This is a genomic window from Duganella sp. sic0402 (assembly GCF_019219065.1).
Lineage (GTDB): Bacteria > Pseudomonadota > Gammaproteobacteria > Burkholderiales > Burkholderiaceae_D > Rugamonas.
In genome coordinates, this window is the sequence record NZ_JAHUWK010000001.1 from 722,744 (window position 1) to 746,037 (window position 23,294).

At 60.6% G+C, this 23,294-nt stretch carries 20 protein-coding genes; 15 read left to right on the plus strand and 5 right to left on the minus strand.

Features of this window, described 5'->3' with window-relative positions:
- The first annotated feature begins 56 nt into the window (after positions 1 to 56).
- The gene (locus KW842_RS03050; protein WP_218302597.1) at positions 57 to 2,462 is read left to right on the plus strand and encodes an acyl-CoA dehydrogenase; all 2,406 of its coding nucleotides are present in this window, start codon (positions 57 to 59) and stop codon (positions 2,460 to 2,462) included.
- Here the strand turns inward: KW842_RS03050 and KW842_RS03055 are convergent.
- The gene (locus KW842_RS03055) at positions 2,419 to 3,228 is read right to left on the minus strand and encodes a ferritin-like domain-containing protein (protein ID WP_218302598.1); all 810 of its coding nucleotides are present in this window, start codon (positions 3,226 to 3,228) and stop codon (positions 2,419 to 2,421) included. The genes KW842_RS03050 and KW842_RS03055 overlap by 44 nt on opposite strands.
- Positions 3,229 to 3,404: 176 nt before the next feature.
- Here KW842_RS03055 and KW842_RS03060 point away from each other — a divergent pair, with 176 nt between their 5' ends.
- The 8 genes from KW842_RS03060 (at position 3,405) to KW842_RS03095 (ending at position 10,271) form a co-directional block, all read left to right on the plus strand.
- Complete coding sequence (locus KW842_RS03060; protein ID WP_218302599.1) at positions 3,405 to 3,935, plus strand: PRC-barrel domain-containing protein; 531 nt, start codon at positions 3,405 to 3,407, stop codon at positions 3,933 to 3,935.
- A gap of 98 nt (positions 3,936 to 4,033) precedes the next feature.
- A complete protein-coding gene (locus KW842_RS03065; RefSeq protein WP_218302600.1) occupies positions 4,034 to 5,464 on the plus strand; it encodes a circularly permuted type 2 ATP-grasp protein in 1,431 nt (476 codons plus the stop codon).
- A 2-nt stretch (positions 5,465 to 5,466) separates the two neighbouring features.
- Positions 5,467 to 6,414: an alpha-E domain-containing protein gene (locus KW842_RS03070; RefSeq protein WP_218302601.1), complete on the plus strand. Its 948-nt coding sequence runs from the start codon at positions 5,467 to 5,469 to the stop codon at positions 6,412 to 6,414.
- A gap of 13 nt (positions 6,415 to 6,427) precedes the next feature.
- Positions 6,428 to 7,228: a transglutaminase family protein gene (locus tag KW842_RS03075; protein ID WP_218302602.1), complete on the plus strand. Its 801-nt coding sequence runs from the start codon at positions 6,428 to 6,430 to the stop codon at positions 7,226 to 7,228.
- A 41-nt stretch (positions 7,229 to 7,269) separates the two neighbouring features.
- Positions 7,270 to 8,145 (plus strand): proteasome-type protease, encoded by an 876-nt coding sequence (locus KW842_RS03080; RefSeq protein ID WP_218302603.1) that lies wholly within the window; start codon positions 7,270 to 7,272, stop codon positions 8,143 to 8,145.
- A gap of 49 nt (positions 8,146 to 8,194) precedes the next feature.
- On the plus strand, positions 8,195 to 8,569 hold the full coding sequence (locus KW842_RS03085) for an Hpt domain-containing protein (RefSeq protein ID WP_218302604.1): 375 nt from the start codon (positions 8,195 to 8,197) through the stop codon (positions 8,567 to 8,569).
- A 289-nt stretch (positions 8,570 to 8,858) separates the two neighbouring features.
- Positions 8,859 to 9,287 (plus strand): hypothetical protein, encoded by a 429-nt coding sequence (locus KW842_RS03090; protein WP_218302605.1) that lies wholly within the window; start codon positions 8,859 to 8,861, stop codon positions 9,285 to 9,287.
- Between the two features lie 72 nt (positions 9,288 to 9,359).
- Positions 9,360 to 10,271: a LysR family transcriptional regulator gene (locus KW842_RS03095; RefSeq protein WP_218302606.1), complete on the plus strand. Its 912-nt coding sequence runs from the start codon at positions 9,360 to 9,362 to the stop codon at positions 10,269 to 10,271.
- Here KW842_RS03095 and KW842_RS03100 read toward each other — a convergent pair.
- Both KW842_RS03100 and KW842_RS03105 read right to left on the minus strand, forming a co-directional pair.
- Positions 10,268 to 11,323 carry an SDR family oxidoreductase gene (locus KW842_RS03100; protein ID WP_218302607.1) on the minus strand — a complete coding sequence of 352 codons (1,056 nt, stop codon included), beginning with the start codon at positions 11,321 to 11,323 and terminating at the stop codon, positions 10,268 to 10,270. The two genes, KW842_RS03095 and KW842_RS03100, sit on opposite strands and share 4 nt — an antisense overlap.
- Positions 11,323 to 12,603 (minus strand): nucleotide sugar dehydrogenase, encoded by a 1,281-nt coding sequence (locus KW842_RS03105; RefSeq protein ID WP_218302608.1) that lies wholly within the window; start codon positions 12,601 to 12,603, stop codon positions 11,323 to 11,325. Before KW842_RS03105 ends, KW842_RS03100 begins: the two co-directional genes overlap by 1 nt.
- Before the next feature lie 134 nt (positions 12,604 to 12,737).
- On the opposite strand from KW842_RS03105, the gene prsT reads away from it, so the two are divergent.
- Genes prsT through KW842_RS03120 form a run of 3 tightly spaced genes read left to right on the plus strand, consistent with a single transcriptional unit; the run spans position 12,738 to position 17,985 of the window.
- Positions 12,738 to 15,287 (plus strand): XrtA/PEP-CTERM system TPR-repeat protein PrsT, encoded by a 2,550-nt coding sequence (prsT, locus tag KW842_RS03110; RefSeq protein ID WP_218302609.1) that lies wholly within the window; start codon positions 12,738 to 12,740, stop codon positions 15,285 to 15,287.
- A 44-nt stretch (positions 15,288 to 15,331) separates the two neighbouring features.
- Positions 15,332 to 17,236 carry a hypothetical protein gene (locus tag KW842_RS03115; RefSeq protein ID WP_218302610.1) on the plus strand — a complete coding sequence of 635 codons (1,905 nt, stop codon included), beginning with the start codon at positions 15,332 to 15,334 and terminating at the stop codon, positions 17,234 to 17,236.
- Positions 17,233 to 17,985: a serine protease gene (locus KW842_RS03120; RefSeq protein ID WP_218302611.1), complete on the plus strand. Its 753-nt coding sequence runs from the start codon at positions 17,233 to 17,235 to the stop codon at positions 17,983 to 17,985. Before KW842_RS03115 ends, KW842_RS03120 begins: the two co-directional genes overlap by 4 nt.
- Here the strand turns inward: KW842_RS03120 and KW842_RS03125 are convergent.
- On the minus strand, positions 17,927 to 18,697 hold the full coding sequence (locus KW842_RS03125) for a long-chain N-acyl amino acid synthase (RefSeq protein WP_373925122.1): 771 nt from the start codon (positions 18,695 to 18,697) through the stop codon (positions 17,927 to 17,929). The two genes, KW842_RS03120 and KW842_RS03125, sit on opposite strands and share 59 nt — an antisense overlap.
- A gap of 89 nt (positions 18,698 to 18,786) precedes the next feature.
- On the minus strand, positions 18,787 to 19,380 hold the full coding sequence (locus tag KW842_RS03130; protein ID WP_218302612.1) for an XrtA/PEP-CTERM system exopolysaccharide export protein: 594 nt from the start codon (positions 19,378 to 19,380) through the stop codon (positions 18,787 to 18,789).
- Between the two features lie 125 nt (positions 19,381 to 19,505).
- Here KW842_RS03130 and KW842_RS03135 point away from each other — a divergent pair, with 125 nt between their 5' ends.
- The 3 genes from KW842_RS03135 to KW842_RS03145 are packed head-to-tail and all read left to right on the plus strand — an operon-like array spanning position 19,506 to position 23,291.
- Positions 19,506 to 21,029: an XrtA system polysaccharide chain length determinant gene (locus tag KW842_RS03135; RefSeq protein WP_218302613.1), complete on the plus strand. Its 1,524-nt coding sequence runs from the start codon at positions 19,506 to 19,508 to the stop codon at positions 21,027 to 21,029.
- Between the two features lie 11 nt (positions 21,030 to 21,040).
- On the plus strand, positions 21,041 to 21,778 hold the full coding sequence (locus KW842_RS03140) for an XrtA-associated tyrosine autokinase (protein WP_218302614.1): 738 nt from the start codon (positions 21,041 to 21,043) through the stop codon (positions 21,776 to 21,778).
- Positions 21,762 to 23,291 (plus strand): TIGR03016 family PEP-CTERM system-associated outer membrane protein, encoded by a 1,530-nt coding sequence (locus tag KW842_RS03145; protein ID WP_218302615.1) that lies wholly within the window; start codon positions 21,762 to 21,764, stop codon positions 23,289 to 23,291. The genes KW842_RS03140 and KW842_RS03145 overlap by 17 nt, the downstream gene beginning before the upstream one ends.
- The last annotated feature ends 3 nt before the right edge of the window (positions 23,292 to 23,294 follow it).

Sequence of the window (23,294 nt, forward strand, 5' to 3'; positions counted from 1 at the left end):
CGTACAGTGGGCTCTCCTGGTCGGCGTTATGGTGCGGCTAACAAGAGGAGATTCCCATGCTTATATGGATAATCGCGGCCGTGCTGGCCGCCATCGTCATCATCATCTTCGCGGCCGCACCAGTGCGCCGCAGTCTGATCACACCTTCTATCTATGCGCTGTTCAAGCGCATTCTGCCGCCGATGTCGGATACCGAGCGCGATGCGCTGGAGGCCGGCACCACCTGGTGGGACGCCGATCTGTTCTCCGGCCGTCCGGACTGGAAAAAATTCCTCAAGCTGCCGCCGCCGACGCTGACTGCCGAGGAACGCGCTTTCATGGACAATGAAGTGCGCCAGCTGTGCGAGATGGTGGATGACTGGGAAGCTACGCAAGTCTGGCAAGGTCTGCCTGCCGCAGCCTGGCAGTTTGCGCGCGACAAGGGCTTCCTTGGCATGATCATCCCCAAGCATTACGGCGGCAAGGCTTTCTCGGCTTATATGCACTCCCAGGTGGTCATGATGCTGTCGACGCGCTGCTCGGCGCTGGCGGTGCAGGTGATGGTGCCCAACTCGCTGGGGCCGGCCGAACTGCTGCTGCACTACGGCACCGATCAGCAAAAAGACTATTACTTGCCGCGCCTGGCTAAAGGCGAGGAGATCCCCTGCTTCGCGCTGACCAGTCCATACGCCGGCTCCGATGCGGCCGCGATTCCAGACACGGGCGTGGTCTGCATGGGCCAGCATGAAGGACGCGAAACCCTTGGACTGCGCGTCAGCTGGAACAAGCGCTACATCACGCTGGGACCGATCGCCACTCTGCTTGGCCTGGCTTTCCGCGTCGAAGACCCTGATGGTCTGCTAGCGCCGGACACCAAGCCGGGTATCAGCTGCGCGCTGATTCCGGCAAATCATCCCGGCGTGGTGATCGGGCGCCGCCATTGGCCGCTGAACGCCGTGTTTCAGAACGGCCCGACCAGCGGCAAGGATGTCTTCATTCCGATGGAGTGGATCATCGGCGGCCCGCAGCAAATCGGCAAAGGCTGGCGCATGCTGATGGAATGCCTGGCGGCCGGCCGGGCAATTTCGCTGCCCTCGGCCAGTGTTGGCACCGCCAAGCTGGCGGTGCGCGGCACCAGCGCCTATTGCGCCATCCGCCGCCAGTTCAATACCGCCATCGGCAAGTTCGAGGGTGTCCAGGAAGCGCTGGCCCGCATGGGCGCCAACCTCTACATGATGGATGCGGCGCGGCGGCTATCCGCGCTGGCGGTGGACCTGGGCGAGAAGCCGGCGGTCATCTCCGCCATCGCCAAATACCATGTGACCGAGCGTGGCCGCGAGGTGGTCAATGACGGCATGGACATCCTCGGCGGCAAAGGCATCTGTATGGGACCGTCCAACTTCCTGGCGCGCGCCTACCAGCAGATTCCGATCGCCATCACGGTCGAAGGCGCGAACATCCTGACCCGCTGCCTGATCATCTTCGGCCAGGGCGCCATCCGCGCCCATCCCTATGTGCTGAAAGAAATGCGCTCCACGGCGGACAGCGACCAGCAGCGCGGCCTGAAAGATTTCGACGCTGCATTTTTTGGCCACATGCGCTTCACCATTGCCAATTCCGTGCGCGCCCTGTGGTACAGCCTGACCGGCGGCATTAGCGCGCCCGTGCCTAAGGGCGCTGCCAGCGAAATGGCGCCCTACTACCGCGCCGTCGGCCGCCTGTCGACCGTGTTTGCGCTGATGACCGACCTGTCGATGTTCACCCTGGGCGGCGACCTGAAGCGCCGCGAGCGCATTTCCTCGCGCCTCGGCGACGCGCTGTCGATGCTGTATCTGATCAGCGCCGCGCTGAAGCGCTACGAGGACGAAGGGCGCCAGGAAAAAGACGCGCCTTATGTGCACTGGTCGGTGCGCGACGCGCTATGCAAGGCCCAGGATGCGCTGGACGGCGTGCTGGCCAACTTCCCGAGCCGCCCTGCCGCACTGCTGGCCCGCCTGCTGGCCTTCCCGTTTGGACTACCGTACGCGCCGCCATCGGACAAGATCGGCGCCCAGATCGCCACCGCCATGCAAACCCACGACGGCGCGCGCGAGCGGCTGCTGGCCGGCAGCTTCCTGGCCGATGATTTGCGCGATCCGGTCGCTTGCGGCGAGCTGGCATTCGGTTTGATTAGCCTGGTGGAAGACATCGAACGCCGTCTCAAGCCCGCTATCAAGGAAGGCAAGCTGCCGCCAGTTCCGCAGAGCCTGCCTGACATGGAGAACTGGATCGCCGCCGCCGCCGCGCAGGGCCTGGTGATGCCGGAAGAGCGCCGCGCCATGTCCGACTTTGCCCGTTATACGGACCTGTCAGTGCACGTCGACGACTTCCCTCCGGATCTGAATGCCGCAGCAGACGCCAGCAAGCGCCGGCAGATGGCACCGCCAGCAGGTGGTCGCGTTACTGCGGCTGAGGAAGCAGCGCCTTCAGCTCGTCCTCTGTAAAACCGGCCTGGCGCCGCGCTTCCAGATTGAATGGACCGCGCGGCGTTGGGGCGTTGTACTGGCGCGCCAGTTCGGCATAGGTTGGGATGAGTTCCAGACCGCGCTGGCGGCACAGGTAGCCATACCAGCGGTTGCCGATCTCGACGTGGCCAATTTCATCGCGCAGGATGATGTCCAGAATCGCGGCGGCCTGCTTGTCGCCGGCCTGGAATAGCTTGGCGCGCAGTGGTGGATTAGCGTCCAGCCCGCGCGCTTCCAGCGTGCGCGGCACCAGCGCCATGCGCGCCAGCACGTCGTCACAGGTTTTTTCGACCATCTCCCATAGACTGTCGTGCGCGATGAAAGCGCCGTAGCTGTAGCCCAGCGCCAGCAAGTGGTCTTGCAACAGCGAGAAATGGTAGGCCTCTTCCTTGGCCACTTGCAGCCAGTCGGTGTAGTACCCGGCCGGCAGGTCTGGGAAACGCCAGATGGCGTCCAGCGCCAGGTTGATGGCGTTGAATTCGATGTGCGCCAGCGCGTGGATCAGCATCGCCCTGCCCTCCGCTGTGTTCATCGCACGGCGGCCCACTTGCAGCGGCGGCACCAGTTCCGGCCGGTCCGGCCGGCCTGGAATCGCAGCTGTTGAGGACAGCGTGGCGTGCGGATCAGGCAGGCAAGCACCGTCCTGCGACGCAAGCGCCATGGCGTATACCGCCGCTACTTTGGCCGCTGGCGCCGGTTCGATCAGGCATTCCAGCGCGCGGGCGCGGAGTTCAACTACAGCCATACTGTTCTTTCCAATTTCACGAGGGCGATAGTTTAACACTAGGTTCTTGCGGAACTCAGTGCTGTCCTACAGGCACACCGCACGCGCACCTATACCTCAACTGTCGCGTGACACGCATCATGACGGCTGTCACCGCGTTACCAACACGGGACCTTACCAACCATCTGGAGACCATCATGAGCTATCTCGACCGCGACACCTATGGCATCTATCGCAACGATAACTACGTCGATACCGACGATACAGGCCCAGGCCCACGTCTGATGGGCGCCGATACCCTGATCGGCGAAGATGTCTACAACCGCCAGGACGAGGACCTGGGCGACATCAAGGAAATCATGCTGGACATGCGCAGCGGCGAAGTTGCCTATGCCGTGCTGTCCTTCGGCGGCTGGATGGGCATGGGCGACAAGCTGTTCGCCGTGCCTTGGCAGGCGCTGCAACTGGACACCGTCAACAAGCGCTTCCTGCTGGACGTGTCCAAAGAGCACCTGAAAAACGCGCCTGGTTTCGACAAGGACAATTGGCCGGACATGGCCAGCACCGAGTTCAACACCCAGCTGCATGACTTCTACGGCACCCAGCAGAACATCCCCGGCGGCGTGACGTCCACCGGCAGCGTGATGAGCAGCGGCAGCGGCAGCCTGCAAAGCGATCCAGGCTACGGCAGCAGCATCGGCTCAGGCAGCGGCAATCTGTCCCGCTAAGTAGCACGTTTAAAAGGTAATCCTGCACCAAAATCGGGCATTCCCATTGGCACGTTTCTTGATAGAAGAGTAATCGTGCACAACTGGGAATGTTCGATATGGCAAAATTCTTCAATGAAATGACCGCAGACGGCCTGGCCCACACTGCCAGCGCCGAAGTCCGTGAACACTACCGCGAGTTCTGCGGCTGGCTGCAACGCCAGTCACAGGAAACCATCGAGCGCAAGCGCGCCGAGGCGGACCTGACCTTTCGCCGGGTCGGCATCACGTTTGCCGTGTATGGCGACGATGCCGGTACTGAACGGCTGATTCCCTTCGATACCATTCCCCGGATTATTCCGGCGGCCGAGTGGAAGCAGCTGCAAACCGGGCTGGTGCAGCGCGTTAAGGCGCTGAATATGTTCATCCACGATATTTATCACGACCAGAACATCATCAAGGCCGGCATTATTCCTGCCGAGCAGATTTATAAAAACGCGCAATACCGGCCCGAGATGCAAGGCATCAATGTGGCATCAGATATCTACGCCCACATCGCTGGCGTGGATATTGTGCGCGCCGGCCAGGGCGAATTCTATGTGCTGGAAGATAATTTGCGCGTGCCGTCCGGCGTTTCCTACATGCTTGAAGACCGCAAGATGATGATGCGGCTGTTCCCGGAGCTGTTTGCCCGCAACAAGATCGCGCCGGTCGATCATTATCCGGACATGCTGCTGGATAATCTGCGTTCGGTGGCGCCGATGGGCATCAACGATCCCACCGTGGTGGTGATGACGCCGGGCATGTATAACTCGGCCTATTTCGAGCACGCCTTCCTGGCGCAGCAGATGGGCGTGGAGCTGGTGGAAGGCAAGGATCTGTTCGTCAGCGATAACACGGTGTTCATGCGTACCACCCGCGGTCCGAAGCGGGTGGATGTGATTTACCGCCGCCTGGACGACGATTTCCTCGACCCGCTGGCGTTCCGCCCGGATTCTTCACTTGGCGTGCCGGGGTTGTTGTCAGTCTACCGCGCAGGCCGCGTCACGCTGGCGAACGCCATCGGCACCGGCGTGGCCGACGACAAGTCCATCTATCCCTATGTGCCGGACATGATCAAGTTTTACCTGTCCGAAGAGCCGGTGCTGAATAATGTGCCGACCTACCAGTGCCGCCGAAAAGAAGATCTGGCCTACACGCTGGCCAATCTGCCGGACCTGGTGGTCAAGGAAGTCCACGGCGCGGGCGGCTACGGCATGCTGGTCGGTCCGGCCTCGACCAGGGCGCAGATCGAAGATTTCCGCCAGCGGCTGATCGCCCGCCCGGACGGCTACATCGCCCAGCCGACGCTAGCCCTGTCCGCCTGCCCCACTTATGTCGACAGCGGCATCGCGCCGCGCCACATTGACTTGCGGCCGTTCGTCCTGTCCGGCAAGACGATTTCCATGGTGCCAGGCGGCCTGACCCGCGTAGCGCTGCAGGAAGGCTCGCTGGTGGTGAATTCGTCGCAAGGCGGCGGCACCAAAGACACCTGGATACTGGAGAAATAATCATGCTGAGCCGAACCGCAGACCATTTGTTCTGGATGGCGCGCTATACCGAGCGCGCCGAAAACACCGCGCGCATGCTGGATGTCAACGTGCAGACCTCGATGCTGCCGCAGTCCGACGCGGAAAACGCCCAGGGCTGGCGTGCCCTGCTCGGCATCTCCGAGCTGCAATATGCGTTCAATCAAAAGTACCAGTCGCTGGAAGGCCGCGAAGTGATCGATTTCATGGTGCGCGATCCAGACAATTCATCGTCGATTGTTGCCTGTCTGACGCAAGCGCGCGAAAACGCCCGCGCCGTGCGCGGCACGCTGACCACCGAAGTGTGGGAGATTCAGAACCAGACCTGGCTCGACATGCAGCGCCGCCTGAAAAGCGATCTGCTGGAAACCGATCCCAGCAAATTCTTCGAATGGGTCAAGTACCGCTCCCACCTGTCGCGTGGCGTTACGCTGGGCACCATGCTGCGCGACGAGGCGGTGCATTTCATTCGTCTCGGCACCTTCCTGGAAAGGGCCGACAACACCGCCCGCATCCTGGACGTCAAATACCATGGCGGCGCGGCGGAAAGCGGCGAAAACATGAGCCAGCGCGACTTTTATTACTGGGGCGCGATGCTGCGCTCGGTGTCCGGCTTTGAAATCTACCGCAAGGTGTATCGCGACGTGATTACCCCGGCGCGTATCGCCGAGCTGCTGATACTGCGCGGCGATATGCCGCGCTCGCTGCTGGCCTGCATGGACGAGGTGGTGCAGAACCTGCATGCAGTGCGCAATGATGTATCCGCCGACACCGAACGCTTCGCCGGCCGCCTACGCGCCGAGCTGCAATTCGGCAAAATCGACGACATTCTGGCGGAAGGACTGCACGACACCTTGACCCGTTTCCTGGCCGACATTTACGAGCTGGGCAACCGCGTCAGCCGCGATTTTCTCGTGCCGCTGGCCGCTTAAGCGAAGGAATCCCATGCGATTAAGCATACGCCATGAAACCCGCTATACCTACACCCTGCCGCTGGCCTATACCATCCAGCAGCTGCACCTGACGCCGCGCGTCGAGCCGCAGCAACATGTGCTGGCCTGGAACCTGTCTACGCCCGGCCATGTGCACGCCTATGCGGATGCCTACGGCAACCAGTCGCACATGATGACCATGAACACGCCGCATCAGACGCTGTCCATCGTCGCCAGCGGCGTGGTCGAGACAGTCGCGCCTGAGGCGGGCCGCATTGTGGCAGACGCACTGTCGCCGCTGGTGTTTACCGTGCCGACCCGGCTGACGGCGGCAACGCCCGGCATCCTGGAACTGGCGGCGTCCTGCTTGCCCGACGGAAAGGCAATGACGCGTGACCTGATGTGCCTGGCGGAGCACATCTTTGGTGCAGTCCGGTATCAAAGCGGTGCGACCGCAGTTTCGACCACTGCCAGCGATGCGCTCGCGCTGGGCCAGGGCGTCTGCCAGGATCACGCCCATCTGTTCCTGGCCTGCTGCCATGCGCACGGCATTCCGGCGCGCTACGTTTCCGGCTATATCGATCCCGGCAACACTGGCCATGCTGCCAGCCACGCCTGGGTGGATGCCTGGGCCGAGGACCGCCATTACACCGGCTGGGTCAGCATCGACGTGACCCACGCGCGGCAGATGACGGATGCCTACTGCCGCCTGGCGATCGGCCGTGATTACGACGGTGCGGCGCCGGTACGCGGCATGCGCCGAGGTGGCGGCGCCGAGTCGCTGAGTGTGGATGTCCAGATCGTGCCCCAATGAGCAGTGTAAAATAATCGGACTTTAATGATGAATTTGCAAAGATGACTTACTGTGTGGGCATGCGCCTGAATGCCGGGCTGGTGTTTTTATCCGACTCGCGTACCAACGCGGGCGTGGACCAGGTCGGCACGTTCCGCAAGATGAGCGTGTTTGAAATCCCCGGCGACCGCATGATGGTGATGATGACTGCCGGGAATCTGTCGATTTCCCAATCCATACGCCAGCTGGTGGCTGAACTCAAGAACGAGGATGGCCACAGCATCTGGACCGCACCCAGCCTGTACGACGCGGCGCGCATCCTGGGCGAAGCAGTGCGCCAGGTGCACGTGCGTGATGCCGAGGCGCTGTCCTCGTTTGGCATTGAGTTCAACGTCAGCATTATTTTTGGTGGCCAGATCAAGGGCGAGCGCTGCCGATTGTTCCAGATTTACTCCGCGGGTAACTTTATCGAGTCGCACGACGAGAACAGCTATTTCCAGATTGGCGAGGCCAAATACGGTAAGCCCATCATAGACCGCGTGGTCAGCCCGGCCACATCGCTGGATGACGCCGCCAAATGCGCGCTGATTTCCATGGACTCCACGCTGCGCTCCAATGTGTCGGTCGGCCTGCCGCTGGACTTGCTGGTGTACGAAAGCGACAAGCTGGCGGTCAGCCATTTTGTAACAATTGATGAGCGAAACGACTATTTCCAGATGATACGCAACACCTGGGGCCATCAGCTCAAGAGCGTATTCGAGGGGCTGGAGGCGCCAGTCTGGAATGCCGCGCCTGAAACGCCTGGCAATGTGTTGCATTCCACCAACGCCAGCAGCAAGCCGGTGCGGGTCGCGCCGCCGACAGCTGTGGCTGCGCGCTCGGCCCCTGCCCTGCCGCTGCAGACCTTGTCTCAGCAATTTTATGACGGGCAACAGTAAAGTCCTGTCGCGTGTGATAGGATAAAAACAAGCTGTCACGGAGTCCTGCATGAGCGAAGAAAGCATCTTCTCAGTCGATACCCTGGTGAAGTACATGGGCAATGACGATAAGGCGGTCGCGATCGTCCATAAAATCGTCCGCGACGCCTGCGTGCCGCGCATGGCGCCGTTTGAGCAGGCCGGCGCGGCGCTGCGCGAAGGACGGCTGCACGATGCAGGGAAAATCTTTCATACTGTGCGCGGTTCGATCGGTGCACTCGGCGCCAAGCGGCTGGTTGCCTCTTCGCTCAAACTGGAGCAGGCAATTGCTGAACGGGAGACGGCGGCCATTCCTCCGCTGTTTGCGGCAACGGAATCCGAGTATCAGCTGGTCTTGCAGCACGCGGATGACTGGTTGCAACGCAATGCGCCGCCTGGCGCCTGATTTACCCTCCATCATTCACGATTTGTGAAGTGCACGATTTGCTGCACTGCACAGCGCACACCCGTCGGCGCAGCGCATTTCGGCGCTATTTCCTATTAACGTATCGTTACAATTGTTACCCAGGTTTGCCATCTCTATACGAGTTGCACAAAATCTTCATGCTAATATCGCCAGCACTTGAAGTTCATTCCTGTTGAACTTGTGTAAGAGACAATTTGCCAGGACGCAAGTATAATGGTGCGATGCACCGAATGTGGCATGTAAAGTTTTAATCAAGGGTATTTACTTTATGGAATTATTCAATAAGTCTGGTGTATTGCTGTCTTCCGTGCTGGTCAGTATCGGCGCGCTGATTGCCTGCCAGGCCCAAGAGGATGCGATTCCCTCATCGACCGTGATTGAAGCCGCAGCCATGCAAATCGGCCCTTCCGGCCAGCCAGCCGCTGAGCGCCGTCTTCAGGAATGGGCAGATCAAGGCTCGCCGGTCGCCCAGCGCGAACTGGCGCTGCGCTACCTGTCCAATCCCGACAAGCGCCACGAAGCCATGCAATTGTTTGAACGCGCCGCCAGTGCAGGCGACGCGCAAGCTGCTGTCGGCCTGGTCGGCATGGGCCATCAGGGCGGCGCGATTATTTCCAGCAGCGGTGCTGGCAATGGTGCGATGAGCGCCGGCCGCGTGATCAAGGAAGCGGCCACTGCCAACTACATGGCCCGTTAATTGTAACAATACGTAAGTCACTGAGCCGCCTCACCTCCCCCGGTGCTGCGGCTTTTTCTTTTGGAGTGAGGCATGGACCGCTTGCGTGCGCTGGAAGTCTTTGTGGAAGTCGTCAAGCGTGACGGCTTTGCCCGTGCCGCCGAGGCGCTCGACACCTCTCCGGCCAACGTCACCCGCTATATCAGCGACCTGGAAGCGCACCTGCAAACCAGGTTGTTGAATCGCAGCTCGCGCAAGATGTCGCTGACTTCAAGCGGCGAGGCGCTGTTTGAGCGCGCCAAGTCGATACTGGATGACGTGGCGGAAGCCGAGGCCATCGTCTCGTCCAGCACCTTGCAGCCGCATGGCGTGCTGCGCATTAATGCCCCACTCAGCTTCGGCGTGCTGCACCTGGCGCCGTTGTGGGCCAAATTCATGCGTCTGTACCCCGAGGTGCAGCTGGATGTGTCGCTGATCGATCGTGTGGTCGATATCGTCGAGGAAGGTTATGACATGGCGGTGCGTATTTCGCGTGCGGGTTCGCCAGCCAATGTGGCGCGCAAGCTGGCGACTTCCAGCAACGTGTTGTGCGCCTCGCCGGAGTACATACAGCAGCGCGGCATGCCGCGCACGCCGGCTGAGTTGCTCCAGCACGATGGCATCGGCTACAGCTACGCCGCCAACGCGGACGAATGGCAGATGCTCGACGCCAGCGGCCAATCACATATCGTCAAGATGCCGTGTGTGATGCATACCAATAACGGCGACACGGCGCGTGCCGCAGCGCTGGGCGGCCTGGGCATCATCTGGCAGCCCACTTTTCTGATCGGCGCCGACCTGCGCGCCGGCCGGCTGCAACGCGTACTGCCGGATTACCATCTTCCGGATATGGATGTGCTGGCGGTTTACCCCAGCCGTCGCCACCTGAGCGCCAAGGTGCGGGTAATGATCGATTTTCTGGTTCAGGAGCTGGCCGGCACGCCGCCCTGGGATCGCGCCGCTTAGCGTTGCTGCTGATACCAGCGCAGCGCTTGTCGCAATCCCCGGCGCAAGTCGTGCGTCGGCGCATAGCCAAGCAGACGGACAGCCTTGCCGATGTCGGCCTGCGAGTGACGCACGTCTCCCGCGCGGAACGGCGCATATTGCGGCTGATAGTCCCGCAAATGAGGATGCCGCTCCACCAACAGCTCGTGCAGCAGCAAATACAGCTCGTTCAGGCTGGTGCGCATATTTAAAGCGATGTTGTAGACCTGGTTGACCGCTTCCGGCTCGGCCGCCAGCGCCGCCAGCAAGTTCGCCTGGACCGCGTTGGCGACGTAACAGAAATCCCGGCTATTTTCGCCATCGCCATTGATTAGCAGCTGCCGCTTGCCGATCATGGCGGCGATCCATTGCGGTATCACGGCAGCATAGGCGCCATTGGGGTCCTGGCGAGGACCGAATACATTGAAATAGCGCAGGCCGATTGTTTCCATCCCAAAGCATCGCGCGTACACGCCCGCATACAGCTCGTTGACGTGCTTGCTCAGCGCATACGGCGATAAGGCGCTGCCGATATGCTGCTCCTGTTTGGGCAGGCCGGGATGGTCGCCATAGCTGGCGCTGGACGCGGCATAGACTACCCGGCGCACGCCCGCGTGACGCGCCGCTTCCAGCATGTTCAGCTGCCCGGTCACGTTGATATCGTTGCACAGCAGCGGGTCGTCGATGGAGCGGCCGACCGAGCCGAGCGCGGCCTGGTGCAGTACGTAGTCGGCGCGGTCGCACGCCTGCCGGCAGATGGTCAGATCACGCACGTCGCCCTCGATCAATTCAAAGCAACGCCATGCGCCGGCGCCGACCAGATCGCGAACCTGGTCCAGATTATGCCGATGGCCGGTGAGGAAATTGTCTACCCCAATCACGCGCTGCCCCAGCTCCAGCAGCGATTGCAGTAAATTGGAACCGATGAAGCCGGCCACGCCGGTGATTACCCATCGGTATTGTTCGCCTTCCAGATGTTCGCGCGTGGCTTGGTAGGCGCTGGTCGTCGGTGTGCCGTTTTCGTAATCACTCATCACAGCCTCCAGACACTCAGGCCGCTTTCACGCAGCGGGGCTGGATCGAATTGGGATTTCAGATCGACGAAGCAGCCGTGGGGGGCGACTTTTTTGAGTATCTGCTGTAGCGGTCGGGTGCTGAGTTCGCGATGGGCAACGGCGCTGATCAGCGCTTCGGCCGCCGGCAGCTGGTCCCACGTTTCCAGCCGCACGCCGTATTCGTGCAAGGCTTCGTCGGCGTCGGCGACGGGATCGTGGACGTGCACCTGCAAGCCGTAGGATTCCAGTTCACGGATCAGGTCGGCCACTTTGGAATTGCGCAGGTCCGGGCAATTTTCCTTGAACGTCAGCCCGAGCACGTTGACGTGGCAACCTTTGAGCTTGAAGCCGGCCCGCACCATTTCCTTGACGGTTTTCTCGGCGACAAACTTGGCCATGTTATCGTTGATGCGCCGGCCGGCGAGGATAACGTCCGGATGGTAGCCAAGCATCACCGCCTTATGGGTTAAGTAGTACGGGTCAACGCCGATGCAGTGGCCGCCGACCAGGCCGGGGCGGAACGCCAGGAAATTCCACTTGGTGCCGGCGGCTTGAAGCACTTCCAGCGTGTCGATGCCCAGCCGGTCGAAGATGATGGCCAGTTCGTTCATCAGTGCGATATTCAGGTCACGCTGGGTATTTTCAATGACCTTCGCCGCTTCCGCCACCTTGATGCTGGAGGCGCGGTGCACTCCTGCCATGACCACGCCTTCATACAGCGCCGCGACGCGTTCCAGCGTGCTGGCGTCATCTGCAGCCACCACTTTGCGGATGGTCGCCAGCCGATGCTCCCGGTCACCGGGATTGATGCGCTCCGGCGAAAAGCCGACATGGAAATCGCGCTGCCAGCGCAAGCCGGAACATTGTTCCAGGATCGGGATGCAGACCTCTTCCGTTGCGCCGGGATACACCGTGGACTCGTAAATCACCACCACGCCGGCCTTCATGTGCCGTCCCACCGCCTGGCTGGCAGCCTTCAATGCGCTGAAATCGGGATTGTGCGCATTGTCGACCGGCGTTGGCACGGCCACCACGATGTAATCCGCCTCCGCCAGTGATGCAGGATCGGTGCCCATCTCCAGGTGGCATGCTTCGGCAAACTGGGCGGCGCTGACTTCGCCGCCGGGATCGAGGCCGCGCTGGTAGCACGCGACTTTGCGCGCCGAAAGATCCAGACCGATGGTGCGCCGGTGCGCGCCGAACGCCACCGCCAACGACAAACCGACATATCCCAGTCCCACTACGGCAACAACTTCCATTTCGGCACCTGTCAGAGAAGGTTAAACACGCTGTGTCTGCCGATTCTAAGAGTGGTTTTCGCCGCGCCGTTTGAGGCTGATCAACGAGTGCTGCGCCTATCGTTCCTACTCTATAGTTTTGAGGGGAGATTGCTATGATGTTGTTGCGTGTAGGCTGGATCGTGCTGCTTCTGGCCGCTTGCGGCCGCACGCATGGCGACGCTGAGCTGATGGCGCAGGCCCGTCAATATATGGCGCGCGGCGAACCCAAGTCGGCGGTTATCCAGCTGAAGAACGTGCTTCAGCAGACGCCTGCCAACAGCCAGGCGCGCTTGATGCTCGGGCAGCTATATCTTGATACCGGCGATTTGCCCTCGGCGGAAAAAGAGTTGCGGCGCGCCGTGGAACTCGGCGCCCCTGCCAGCGATGTCCTGCCCTCACTGGGCAAAGCACTGTTACAGCAGGGGCAATATCAAAAGCTGCTGGATGACGTCCCCGCCAGCCAACAACAGCCTCAGCTACAAGCGCTACGCGGCCATGCATTGCTAGGCTTGCATAGACTCGATGAGGGCAGAGCCGCATTCGAAGACATCACCCAACACCATCCCGGCTCCACAGCTGCGCTGCTGGGCCAGGCGCGCATTGCGCTGCTGGACCAGCATCAGGAACGTGCGCTGGCGCTGGCGCAGCAGGCATTAGCGCTAGGGAGCGATGACATTGACGCCTTGCGCATGCTCGGCGACCTGCTGCGCTTGCAAGGCAGGAATGCCGAAGCCCTGGCGGCGTACCAGTGCATACTCAAACTCCGTCCGGTGCAATTGCAGGCGCATGTGGACTTGGCCAATCTCCATATTCAGTCTGGCAGTCTGAGCGAGGCCCGCCGCGAACTCGGCATTGCGCGCCAGATTGCGCCGAATAGCCTGATGCTGATCTACACCACAGCGCTGCTGGATTTCAAAGAGAACAAAATGACCGCCGCGCAGGATAATCTGGCGCTGGTATTGCGCGCCGCGCCGTATCATTTGCCGAGCAATTTGCTGATGGGAGCGGTATTGCGTAGCAAAGGCGCTCACCCGCAAGCCCAACAGCATCTGCGCAAGTTCCTTGAAACCAATCCCGGCCATCCCTACGCCAGCAAGCTGCTGGCCGCATCGCTGATGAGTACAGCTGCCCCTGAACAGGCGCTGGACATTATTGCGCCGCTGCTTCAGCAGCAACAGCAGGATCTGGAAATGCTGTCGCTGGCTGGTGAGATTTACCTCAAGCTACGCCAGTATGGAAAATCGGCAGATTATTTCGAACGCGCTAGCAAGCTTGCCCCGCAAACGCCGATGCTGCGCGCCGCGCTGGCCATGAGCCACCTGGGATTGGGCGACAACGATCGCGCGGTGTCGGAACTGGAGCAGGCGGCCACGCTGGACGCCAAATCATCACGGGTGGCGACCTTACTGGTGCTGAGTCAGCTACGCAATCGTCAGTTCGACAAGGCACTGGAGTCGGTCAAGCGCATGGAAGCGCTGCTGCCGGATAATCCCATGGTGCAGAATCTGAAAGGCGCAGTGCTGCTGACGAAGCGCGACAGATCCGCCGCGCGCGCGAGTTTTGAACGCGCCATTGCGCTCGATCCCCTGTTCCTGCCCGCACTCGACAATCTGACCAGCATGGATGTTCAGGAAAAAAAACCGGAGGTGGCGCGCTTGCGTCTGGAAACCTCCCTGGCCAAGGACAGGAACAACGCCGATATCATGATCGCCTTGTCCAATCTGGCGCTGGGCCAGGGTAAACTGCCGGCGGCACGCAGCTGGCTGGAGCGGGCTGTCCAGGCGCGGCCTGAGTCGCTGGAGACATCACTGAAACTGGCGCACTTTTATGCGCGCAGCAACGATGCGCCTAAAGCACTGGTGCTTGGCCAAAAACTGCTGGCGACCAATCCATCTCATCCGCAAGTGACTGCCTTGGTCGCGGCCTTGCAGTCGCAGTTGGGCCAGCGGGATGCAGCGCTCGACAACTGGAGCAGGCTTGCGGTGCTGCAGCCTAATTCCGCATTGGTACAGCACCAGTTGGCGGGCGCGCGCGCCGAAGCGAAGGACAAGACAGGTGCAGAGCAGGCGCTGAACAAGGCGCTCGCCTTGTATCAGAAGGATTATGATCAGCAGCCTTCCACCACCACCCTGCTCGCCTTGTATGGCGCGCTGATCCAGGCCGGCAAAGTGGGCGACGCGCGGATGCGTGTACAGCAATGGCTGGGCAAGCAACCAGGCGACGTCACCACGCGCACGTACTTTGCGAGCAGTTTGTTGGCGCAGAAAGCATACCCGATGGCCATCAGCCAGTTTGAGGAAGTGCTCAAGCAGGCGCCCAAACAGGTGGTGGCACTCAATAATCTGGCGTGGCTGTATCAGCAGCAACGCGATCCGCGAGCATTGGCATACGCCGAGCAGGCGCACCAGCTGGCGCCGAACAACGCAACCGTCAGTGATACGCTGGGTTGGGTACTGGTGGAGCAAGGCAAGCTCGAACGGGCCTTGCCGCTGCTAAAGCACGCATCCTCGCAGCAGCCGGTCAGCAACGAAGTCCGCTATCACTATGGCGTAGCACTGTCCAAGTCCGGCGACAAGCGCGGCGCCCACGAGCAGCTTGCGCCGCTGCTGGCGGCAAAGGATTTTGATCGCCATGACGCCGTCAAGGCGCTATTGGCGCAGTAGCAGCCATGCCTGTTCGCTCAGCATGGTCCCGGCTGACGGCTGTGATGTTTTCCGTCCTGTTTGCCGCATCGCTAAGTGTCTACCCACTGGCGGGAAACTACTTGCTAGTTGTTCTGGTCGCTTATGCGCTGTTGCTGCTCTGGCGCCCCACGCTTTGGCTGCTTGCCATGCCGGCGCTGCTACCGGTACTCGATCTGGCGCCGCAGACTGGCTGGTTCTTTCTTGAGGAAATAGACCTGTTGCTGATGCTAACGGCCATGTTCGCCTACTGGAATTTGCCCACTCAACCGGCTGACATGCCTGAGTGGCCACTACTCTTCCGCTGTGGAGCGATCCTGCTGGCGGTGGCTTGCGCCATCGGTCTGTGGCGCGGCTTACAGCCATGGCCAGGTTTCGGTGTGAACACTTTCAACAACTATCTCAGCCCCGGCAACGCTTTGCGCACCGTGAAAGGCTGGTTGTGGGCGTTCATTCTGGCGGCGCCGCTAAAACACGCTGCCGGTCCACAACTAAAGGGGCTGCGCGGCTTACTGATGCCCGGCATGATGCTCGGTCTGCTGCTGGTCTCGGCGACAGCTATCCGGGAGCGCATGCAGTTTCCCGGTCTGCTTAATTTCGCCAGCGATTACCGGATCACCGGGCCGTTTTCCGCCATGCATACCGGCGGTGCTGCCCTTGATGGTTATTTTGCACTGGCGCTGCCCTTGCTGGCAGTCTGGCTTGTTGACCGGGGCGCGCCGGCGCGCAATATCGGCGCCACGGCGCTGCTGCCGCTGGCGTTGTACGCGGCGCTGGCGACGTTCTCGCGCGGCCTCTACCTCGGACTGCTGACTGCCGTGGTCATTTTGACGCTGCCATCACTACTTAAACGGCCTGCGCTCATGGTCGCCGGGGGCGTCGCATTGGCGGCACTGGATGGTGCGTTTCGTGTTGCCGGTTACCGCGCCTTTGGTCTGTTGCTGCTGATATTCAGTGCGCTGACAGCCAGGCTGAGCCGCACATTGCTGGCGGGCCTGCTGGTGCTGTCCGCAGCCGTACCGGTATATCACGGCTACTATGTCGGCGAGCGTTTCAGCACGATCGCCGGGGATTGGCAGCATCGGCTGAGGCATTGGCGCCAGGTTTTAGGCATGATGAATGGCGCTCTGAGCACAGCTGTATTCGGTATGGGGCTGGGCAGTTTTCCTGCAACGTATTTTTGGCATAACCCGCAGCGCGAGCTGCCACCCAGCTATCAGTTTGTGGACGACGGCAGCAACCGTCACCTGCGTCTTGCGGCTGGTGAGTACGCTGCCGGCTACGGTGAACTGCTGCGCATGCTGCAGGCAGTAACGCTTAGACCGCACACCAGGTATCTGCTGAGCGTAGAGGTGCGCAACTTTGGCAAACCGGGGTTTCTCCATATAGGACTGTGCCAGCGTCACTTGCTGTATCCGCAAAGCTGCGTCGCGACACCGCTGCGGCAGATTTCCTCCGCGCCGGATTGGGGGCTTTACCAATACACCATCGATTCTGGACTGCTGGGCGCTGACAAGCTGCCGGTGAAGCTGGAGATGGCAGCAGAAGGCCAGCGGGTGGTACTGGATATCGACAACATCAGCCTTCGCGCTTTTCCGGATGGAGCGGAACTGCTGCGCAATGGCAGTTTTGAGGACGCCAATCGCCACTGGTTCTTCAGCAGCGACCGCAATCACCTGCCCTGGCACATCAAAAATCTGGCACTGAATCTGTATTTTGAGTTAGGCAGCCTTGGCCTCATCGCGTACGGAATGATGATGCTCAGCGCTGTCTCGGCCTTGCTGCAACCGCGCGACGCGCCATGGCTGGCGGCCTTGGTCGCATTCCAGGTCGTAGGACTGTTCGACAGCCTGATCGATGTTCCACGCATTACCTTGTTATCCACCTTGCTGCTCTGTGCTGCAAACTTGCAAACAAAGGCCCGCCCATGAAAATCCTGCTGCTGATACTCAGTCTGCTCTCACCGGTCGCGGCCGAGGAGCTGACGCGCACAATAGACGCCGTCAAGCCTTCAGTTGTCGGCATCGGGACCTTGCAGCAGGCACGCGGGCCGGCCATTGCCTTCGTCGGCACTGGTTTCGTCATCGGCGATGGCTTGACGGTGGTGACTGCCGCGCACGTCATCAATGACCTGGTCAACTCCGGGCAGGGTACGACGCTAGGCGTGCTGGTACGCACCGCCGACAGCGCGCAATTCCGCGCCGCCGCAGTCATCGCGATGGACAAAGAGCACGACCTGGCCCGGCTGCGCATCAGCAAAGGCAGCGCCTTACCAGCGCTACGCCTGGGCGACTCAAACAAAGTCCGCGAAGGCAAAGCGCTGGCCTTTACCGGATTCCCGCTCGGCATGGTGCTTGGCCTGAATCACGTGACCCACCGCTGCATTGTTTCCGCCATCACGCCTCTGGCTACACCAGCAGTCAACGCCAAACAGCTGGACGGCAAAACAGCGCGCCAGCTAAGCAAGCCCGCCTATCCAGTCTTTCAACTGGATGGAACAGCCTATCCCGGCAGCAGCGGCAGCCCGCTCTTTGATCCGGAAACCGGAGAAGTCGTTGGCATCGTCAACATGGTGTTCGTCAAAGGCGTCAAGGAATCCGCCATCAGCGCGCCCAGCGGCATTACTTATGCTGTGCCGGCCAACTACTTGAAGTTGCCCCCATCACAAGACGCCCGGTAATCCCCGGCTCATCCCAGATCGGGAAAAAGAAGGGATAGAACGAACGTTCGTTGCCGTGCTGCTCCATCATGCCGCCGAACTTCTCGATCTGCTCGCCCATATAATCGAGTTCCAGGCGTAACAGCACGGCCGGCGCCCCCACGCGCGTGCACTCGCGCTCTCCGCCAAAATCGCGGAAACCGAGCATACGCTTGTAGAACATCACATGGCGCGGGTTCACCTCGATCACATAATCCGTGTAGCCATGAATATTGTGGGCGTAGATGTAGGAAATATGGATCAGCGCTGCAAATACGCGCTTGGAAACGCCCTTGTCGATCGCCAGCCGGGATGGCTCGCACAGGCGCCGGTCCTGGGCGCGCAGCAGATCCAGTTTGTCACCGAAATTTTCGTCCGCCGGCAGGCCGATTTCGCTGTCGTCCAGGCAAAGCGACATAGTGCCAACAGTATCACCGCCGGTTTCGGCAAACAAAGTGATCTTGTTCGGCAAATGCGTCGCGTGGGGATCGATCGAATAGCCGCGCCAGCCATACATCTTCTTCAGCAGCAGACTAGCGGCTTCGCGCCGTCCCTGCGAGTTGGCCATGCGGATATGAAAAATTTGCTGGTCCAAGGGGTGATCCAATGCAGCTGCCGTCTTGCCCTCACCGATGACGAGGTCGCGCATGGTGTTGCCAACCTCAAAAGAAACTATAGCGTCGTCATATTGCACGATTGGCTTCCTGTCTTGTGGTACATAACCATCAGACCAGCGGCTCAGTTAGAAAGTTCCCGGAAAAAGTGAAATAAATTTTCGAAGGTTTAGAACCAGCCTTCGGGTATCACCAGAATGTCGCCCGGCAGTACCGCAACGTTGGCGGAGATATCGCCATCCCGTAGCAAATCCTGCAAGCGCACCGGCACGATTTCCCGCTTGCCGGCAACTGTTCGGATGAGATTGGCCTTATTGCCCGCCGCAAAATCGGTGATGCCACCCACGGCGATCAGCACGTCCATCAGCGACATGCCCTGTCGGTACGGCAGCGCCTGTGGCCGCGCGGCCTGGCCGATGACTCTTATTTGCTGCGCATAGGGCCCGACAAAGCTGGTCACGATGACCGTCACCATCGGCTGCTGGATGTATTTGGCAAGCGCCTTTTCAATATCCCGCGCCAATTCGGTCGAGGTTTTCCCCGCTGCGGGCAAATCTTCCACCAGCGGTGTGGTGATTTTACCGTCCGGTCGCACCGGCACGCTCAGCGACACTTCCGGGTTGCGCCAGACGTTGATGTTGACAACATCGCCCGCGCCGATCTGGTAATCGGCTTGCAGCGGCGCCGCTGGCGGCTCGTCCAGCGCAACGCGGTGAGCGCAGCCGGCCAGCCAGGCTGCCAGTAAACAGATCAATGCACGCATAGTGATTCCTCCTCATTGCCATGATTCAGAAAACTTGGCGCTCTCTGCTTGATGTGCCTCAACGTCTGCCCAGTTAGGAAAAATATAATCTGAATTCCCCGCCTTGCTACTGGAGAAGTTGGAATATGGAGGAGCTCATCAGCCAGTTGATCACCAGCTTGAAGGGGATATGGAAATATCGCTGGTATGCCATCGCGGTAACGTGGCTGGTGGCTGCGGCGGGATGGACCCGCGTGGCGATGCTAGCGGATGACTATCAGGCTTCGGCCAGGGTGTTTGTCGACACGCAAAGCATCTTGAAACCCCTGCTGGCGGGCATGACCAGCGTGCCCAATATCGAACAGCAGGTGTCTATCATGAGCCGGACCCTTCTCAGCCGTCCCAATGTCGAGCGCGTCATGCGCATGGTGGATATGGACATCCGCGCCCGCACGCCACGCGAACAACAGCAGCAACTGGACGAGCTGATGAGCAAGATACGCATCAATGGCACTGGCAATTACGATATTTACACCATCACCTACAACCACCGTGATCCGCGCATCGTGCGCGATGTGGTGCAATCGCTGCTCACCATCTTTGTCGAAGGCAGCTTCAAGGGGAAAAGCGGCGAAACCCGCAAAGCCGTGCAGTTTATCGAGGATCAGATCAAATCCTACGAAGACAAGCTGGCAGCTGCCGAAAACAGCGTCAAGGAGTTCCGCCTGAAGAATAACGGCTTGCTGCCGCGCCAGGGCGTCGACTATGGCAACCAGTTGCTGCAATCCTCCGATGCGCTGAACAGCGCCCGGCTGGAACTGGCCGAGGCGGAACAAGCCCGCAACGCCATCGCCAACCAGATCAGCGGCGATGAACCCATTCTCGGCGCCGACCTGGCGCCGGCCGCCATCGAGAATCCCGAACTGGACGGCCGCATTTCCGCGCTCAACAAGAATCTGGACGCACTGCGCATGCAATACACCGAGCTGCATCCCGATATTGTGGCCGCCAAGCGGCTAGTGGCGCAACTGGAAGAACGCAAGGTTCAGGAAAGCAAGCTCAAGCACAGTGGCGATCCCGGCAAGCACTACAGTCCCATGCTGCAACAGCTGAAAGTGGCGCAAACCGAGGCGGAAGCCCGCATTGCCGCCATCAATGCGCGCGTGCAGGAATTCACGCTGCGCCATCAGCGTCTGCTGGCGCAGGCTAACGCTGTGCCGGAGGCAGAAACGGCACTGGCGCAACTCAATCGTGACTATCAGATCAATAAGGAAAATTATGAAAAGCTGATCGGCCGGCGCGAGGCGGCCAAGCTGTCAGGCGAGCTCAGCTCAACCACGGAAATGATGTCGTTCAAGGTCATCGATCCGCCGACCGTTCCCTTCACGCCGATTGGGCCCAACCGGGTGTTGCTGTACTCGCTGACCTTGGGCGGCGCCTTGCTGTGCGGTGCGGCAGCCGCCTTGCTGATCAGCCAGGTCCGCCCTACTTTCCTCAGCCCCGAGGAATTGCACAGCCGTACCGGCTTGCAAGTGTTGGGCACTGTAGCGATGAACTGGACCGATACCGAAAAAAGCAAGCGCCGGCGCGGCAAATACTGCTTCGGCGGCGCACTGTCCTGCCTGTTTGCGGCTTACGGCGGCATGCTGGCCTCCACCTTGCTGCGCTAAGGAGAACTGCAATGGACGTGCTCGCCCCGCAACAAGTCGACATCAACCTGTCACGCCTGCAGCAGCTCGGCATGGTGACGCAGGACGGCGGCCGCACCACGGTGGCGGAGGACTTTCGCATCATCAAGCGGCCTCTGCTGCGCAATGCGCGCGGCGATAAGGATGGGCCAGCGATTCACCATGGCAATCTGATCGTGGTCACCAGTGCCATGCCGGGTGAAGGAAAAACTTACTGTGCCGTCAACCTGGCGATGAGCATTGCGATGGAAATGGACATCACCGTACTGCTGGTAGATGCGGATGTGGCGCGGCCCTCGGTGCTTAAAGTGCTGGGACTACCTCCGGCGCCGGGGCTGATGGACATTCTGCTGCGCGACAAGACTGATCTTGCGGACGTGATATTGCGCACCAACGTGGCGACACTCAGCATCCTGCCGGCCGGCCGCGCCAATAAGCACGCCACCGAATTGCTGGCCAGCCGAAGCATGAGCCGGCTGCTGACGGAAATTGCCGAACGCTACGCCGACCGCATCGTCATTTTCGATTCGCCACCGCTGCTGATGACCACCGAGGCCAGCGTGCTGGCAACACAAATGGGGCAAATCCTGATGGTGGTCGAGTCCGAACGCACCACGCAGCACGCGGTCAAGCAGGCTTTGCGACACATCGAGCAATGTCCCCATGTCAAGCTGCTCTACAACAAGAGCAGCGCCTTTTCGGGCGGCGGATACTATGGTTATTATGATTAGCCTGGCACATCGAGGTGGCTCCTGTGGCTGGACCTTGATCGTGCTGCTATGGTGGCCTGCTGTGGCCGAGCCGGCAGACTGGAGCGTCTCGCCGACTGTGCGGCTGCGTGAAAGCTATACCGACAATATGAATCTTGCGCCTGACGGCAAGGCGCGCGGCCAATTCATTACCGAAATCTCGCCTGGCGTCCTGATCAACACCAGCGGACCGCGCTTGCAACTGGCGCTGGCCTACACCTTGCAGCGCGTGGCGTACACCGCGCAACCGGGGCGTAGCAGCCAGCAGCTGGACGCCAATGGCCATGCGGAAGTGCTGCCGGACTGGCTATTTCTCGACGCGCGCGCAGGCATCACCCAACGCAATGTTTCCGCGTTTGGCCCGCAGCTGGTCGATCCGGCGCTAATCAACAGCAACACCAGCACGGTGCGCACACAGTCGTTCAGCCCTTATTTGCGGCACTACTTCCACGGTCTGGCCACTGCGTTACTACGCTACGACTATCAGCACGTCGGAAGCGGCGGTCTGCTGGATGTGCGCAACAAGACGCTGAGCCTGCAACTTAGCGGCGATAACGGTGGCCGTGGCTGGAATTGGGATATCAGTCTGCGCCGTAGCGAAATGGACGATGCCGCGCTGGCGCCGGTCACCATGAGCAACGCCGCGCTGACGCTGAGCTACCCATTCAACAGCAGCCTGGGCATCTTCGCCACTGTCGGCTACGAGAAGCAGGACTACCATTCGCTCAGCGCACAGCCGCAAGGCAGGTACGGCTCGCTTGGCGCGATCTGGACGCCATCGCCACGCACCAGATTGTCGGCCAGCGTCGGCCGACGCTACTTTGGAAAAACCTACGGCCTGGACGCCAGCTATCGTCTGCGCAGCATGCTCTGGACGCTTAGTTACAGCGAAGACATCACCACCACCCACGGCGAGTTCCTCAGCATTCCACCGGCAGGCCTGAGTGATTTCTTGTTTGAATTGTGGGAGACGCGCATCCCCGACCCGCAGCTGCGCTTGAAAACCATCCAGGTCTTCCTGGCGATATCGCAGATGATGGGGACCGATGGCAACGTCAATTTCTTCAGCCATCGCTACTATTTACAGAAACAGGGACGGCTGTCCGGCGTCTATAGCACGCCGCGTAGCGCCTTGGCGATTCATCTTGCCACCACTGGCCGTACCGGCCAGACCACCAACGCCATCGATAGCGTCCTGCTGGGGCCGGATCAATTGACACTGAGCGACCGCACCCGCCAGACCAGCGTGCAGGCCGGCTGGAACTGGCGCATGTCGGCACGCGGCAACCTGACCATCGGCGCCAGTCACAGCCGCGCCAAATCACTGACCACCAGCCGTGAAGACCGGAATAGCGCGATCACGCTGGGTTTGACACGGCAACTATCGTCACGCATCAGCGCCAGCGCCGACCTGCGCCATGTACGCCACGCCAGCAACGCCAGCGGCAATTATCGTGAAAACGGCGTTGGCGCATCAGTCATCGTATCTTTCTAGGAA

Excerpts from the sequence above, each read along its gene's own strand:
- KW842_RS03130 (WP_218302612.1), bottom strand. The coding sequence starts at position 19,380 with ATGCGTGCATTGATCTGTTTACTGGCAGCCTGGCTGGCCGGCTGCGCT.
- KW842_RS03075 (WP_218302602.1), top strand. The coding sequence starts at position 6,428 with ATGCGATTAAGCATACGCCATGAAACCCGCTATACCTACACCCTGCCG.
- KW842_RS03055 (WP_218302598.1), bottom strand. The coding sequence starts at position 3,228 with ATGGCTGTAGTTGAACTCCGCGCCCGCGCGCTGGAATGCCTGATCGAA.
- KW842_RS03050 (WP_218302597.1), top strand. The coding sequence starts at position 57 with ATGCTTATATGGATAATCGCGGCCGTGCTGGCCGCCATCGTCATCATC.
- KW842_RS03085 (WP_218302604.1), top strand. The coding sequence starts at position 8,195 with ATGAGCGAAGAAAGCATCTTCTCAGTCGATACCCTGGTGAAGTACATG.
- KW842_RS03145 (WP_218302615.1), top strand. The coding sequence starts at position 21,762 with ATGGTTATTATGATTAGCCTGGCACATCGAGGTGGCTCCTGTGGCTGG.
- prsT (WP_218302609.1), top strand. The coding sequence starts at position 12,738 with ATGATGTTGTTGCGTGTAGGCTGGATCGTGCTGCTTCTGGCCGCTTGC.
- KW842_RS03065 (WP_218302600.1), top strand. The coding sequence starts at position 4,034 with ATGGCAAAATTCTTCAATGAAATGACCGCAGACGGCCTGGCCCACACT.
- KW842_RS03120 (WP_218302611.1), top strand. The coding sequence starts at position 17,233 with ATGAAAATCCTGCTGCTGATACTCAGTCTGCTCTCACCGGTCGCGGCC.
- KW842_RS03080 (WP_218302603.1), top strand. The coding sequence starts at position 7,270 with ATGACTTACTGTGTGGGCATGCGCCTGAATGCCGGGCTGGTGTTTTTA.
- KW842_RS03115 (WP_218302610.1), top strand. The coding sequence starts at position 15,332 with ATGTTTTCCGTCCTGTTTGCCGCATCGCTAAGTGTCTACCCACTGGCG.
- KW842_RS03060 (WP_218302599.1), top strand. The coding sequence starts at position 3,405 with ATGAGCTATCTCGACCGCGACACCTATGGCATCTATCGCAACGATAAC.
- KW842_RS03105 (WP_218302608.1), bottom strand. The coding sequence starts at position 12,603 with ATGGAAGTTGTTGCCGTAGTGGGACTGGGATATGTCGGTTTGTCGTTG.
- KW842_RS03140 (WP_218302614.1), top strand. The coding sequence starts at position 21,041 with ATGGACGTGCTCGCCCCGCAACAAGTCGACATCAACCTGTCACGCCTG.
- KW842_RS03095 (WP_218302606.1), top strand. The coding sequence starts at position 9,360 with ATGGACCGCTTGCGTGCGCTGGAAGTCTTTGTGGAAGTCGTCAAGCGT.
- KW842_RS03070 (WP_218302601.1), top strand. The coding sequence starts at position 5,467 with ATGCTGAGCCGAACCGCAGACCATTTGTTCTGGATGGCGCGCTATACC.
- KW842_RS03135 (WP_218302613.1), top strand. The coding sequence starts at position 19,506 with ATGGAGGAGCTCATCAGCCAGTTGATCACCAGCTTGAAGGGGATATGG.
- KW842_RS03100 (WP_218302607.1), bottom strand. The coding sequence starts at position 11,323 with ATGAGTGATTACGAAAACGGCACACCGACGACCAGCGCCTACCAAGCC.
- KW842_RS03090 (WP_218302605.1), top strand. The coding sequence starts at position 8,859 with ATGGAATTATTCAATAAGTCTGGTGTATTGCTGTCTTCCGTGCTGGTC.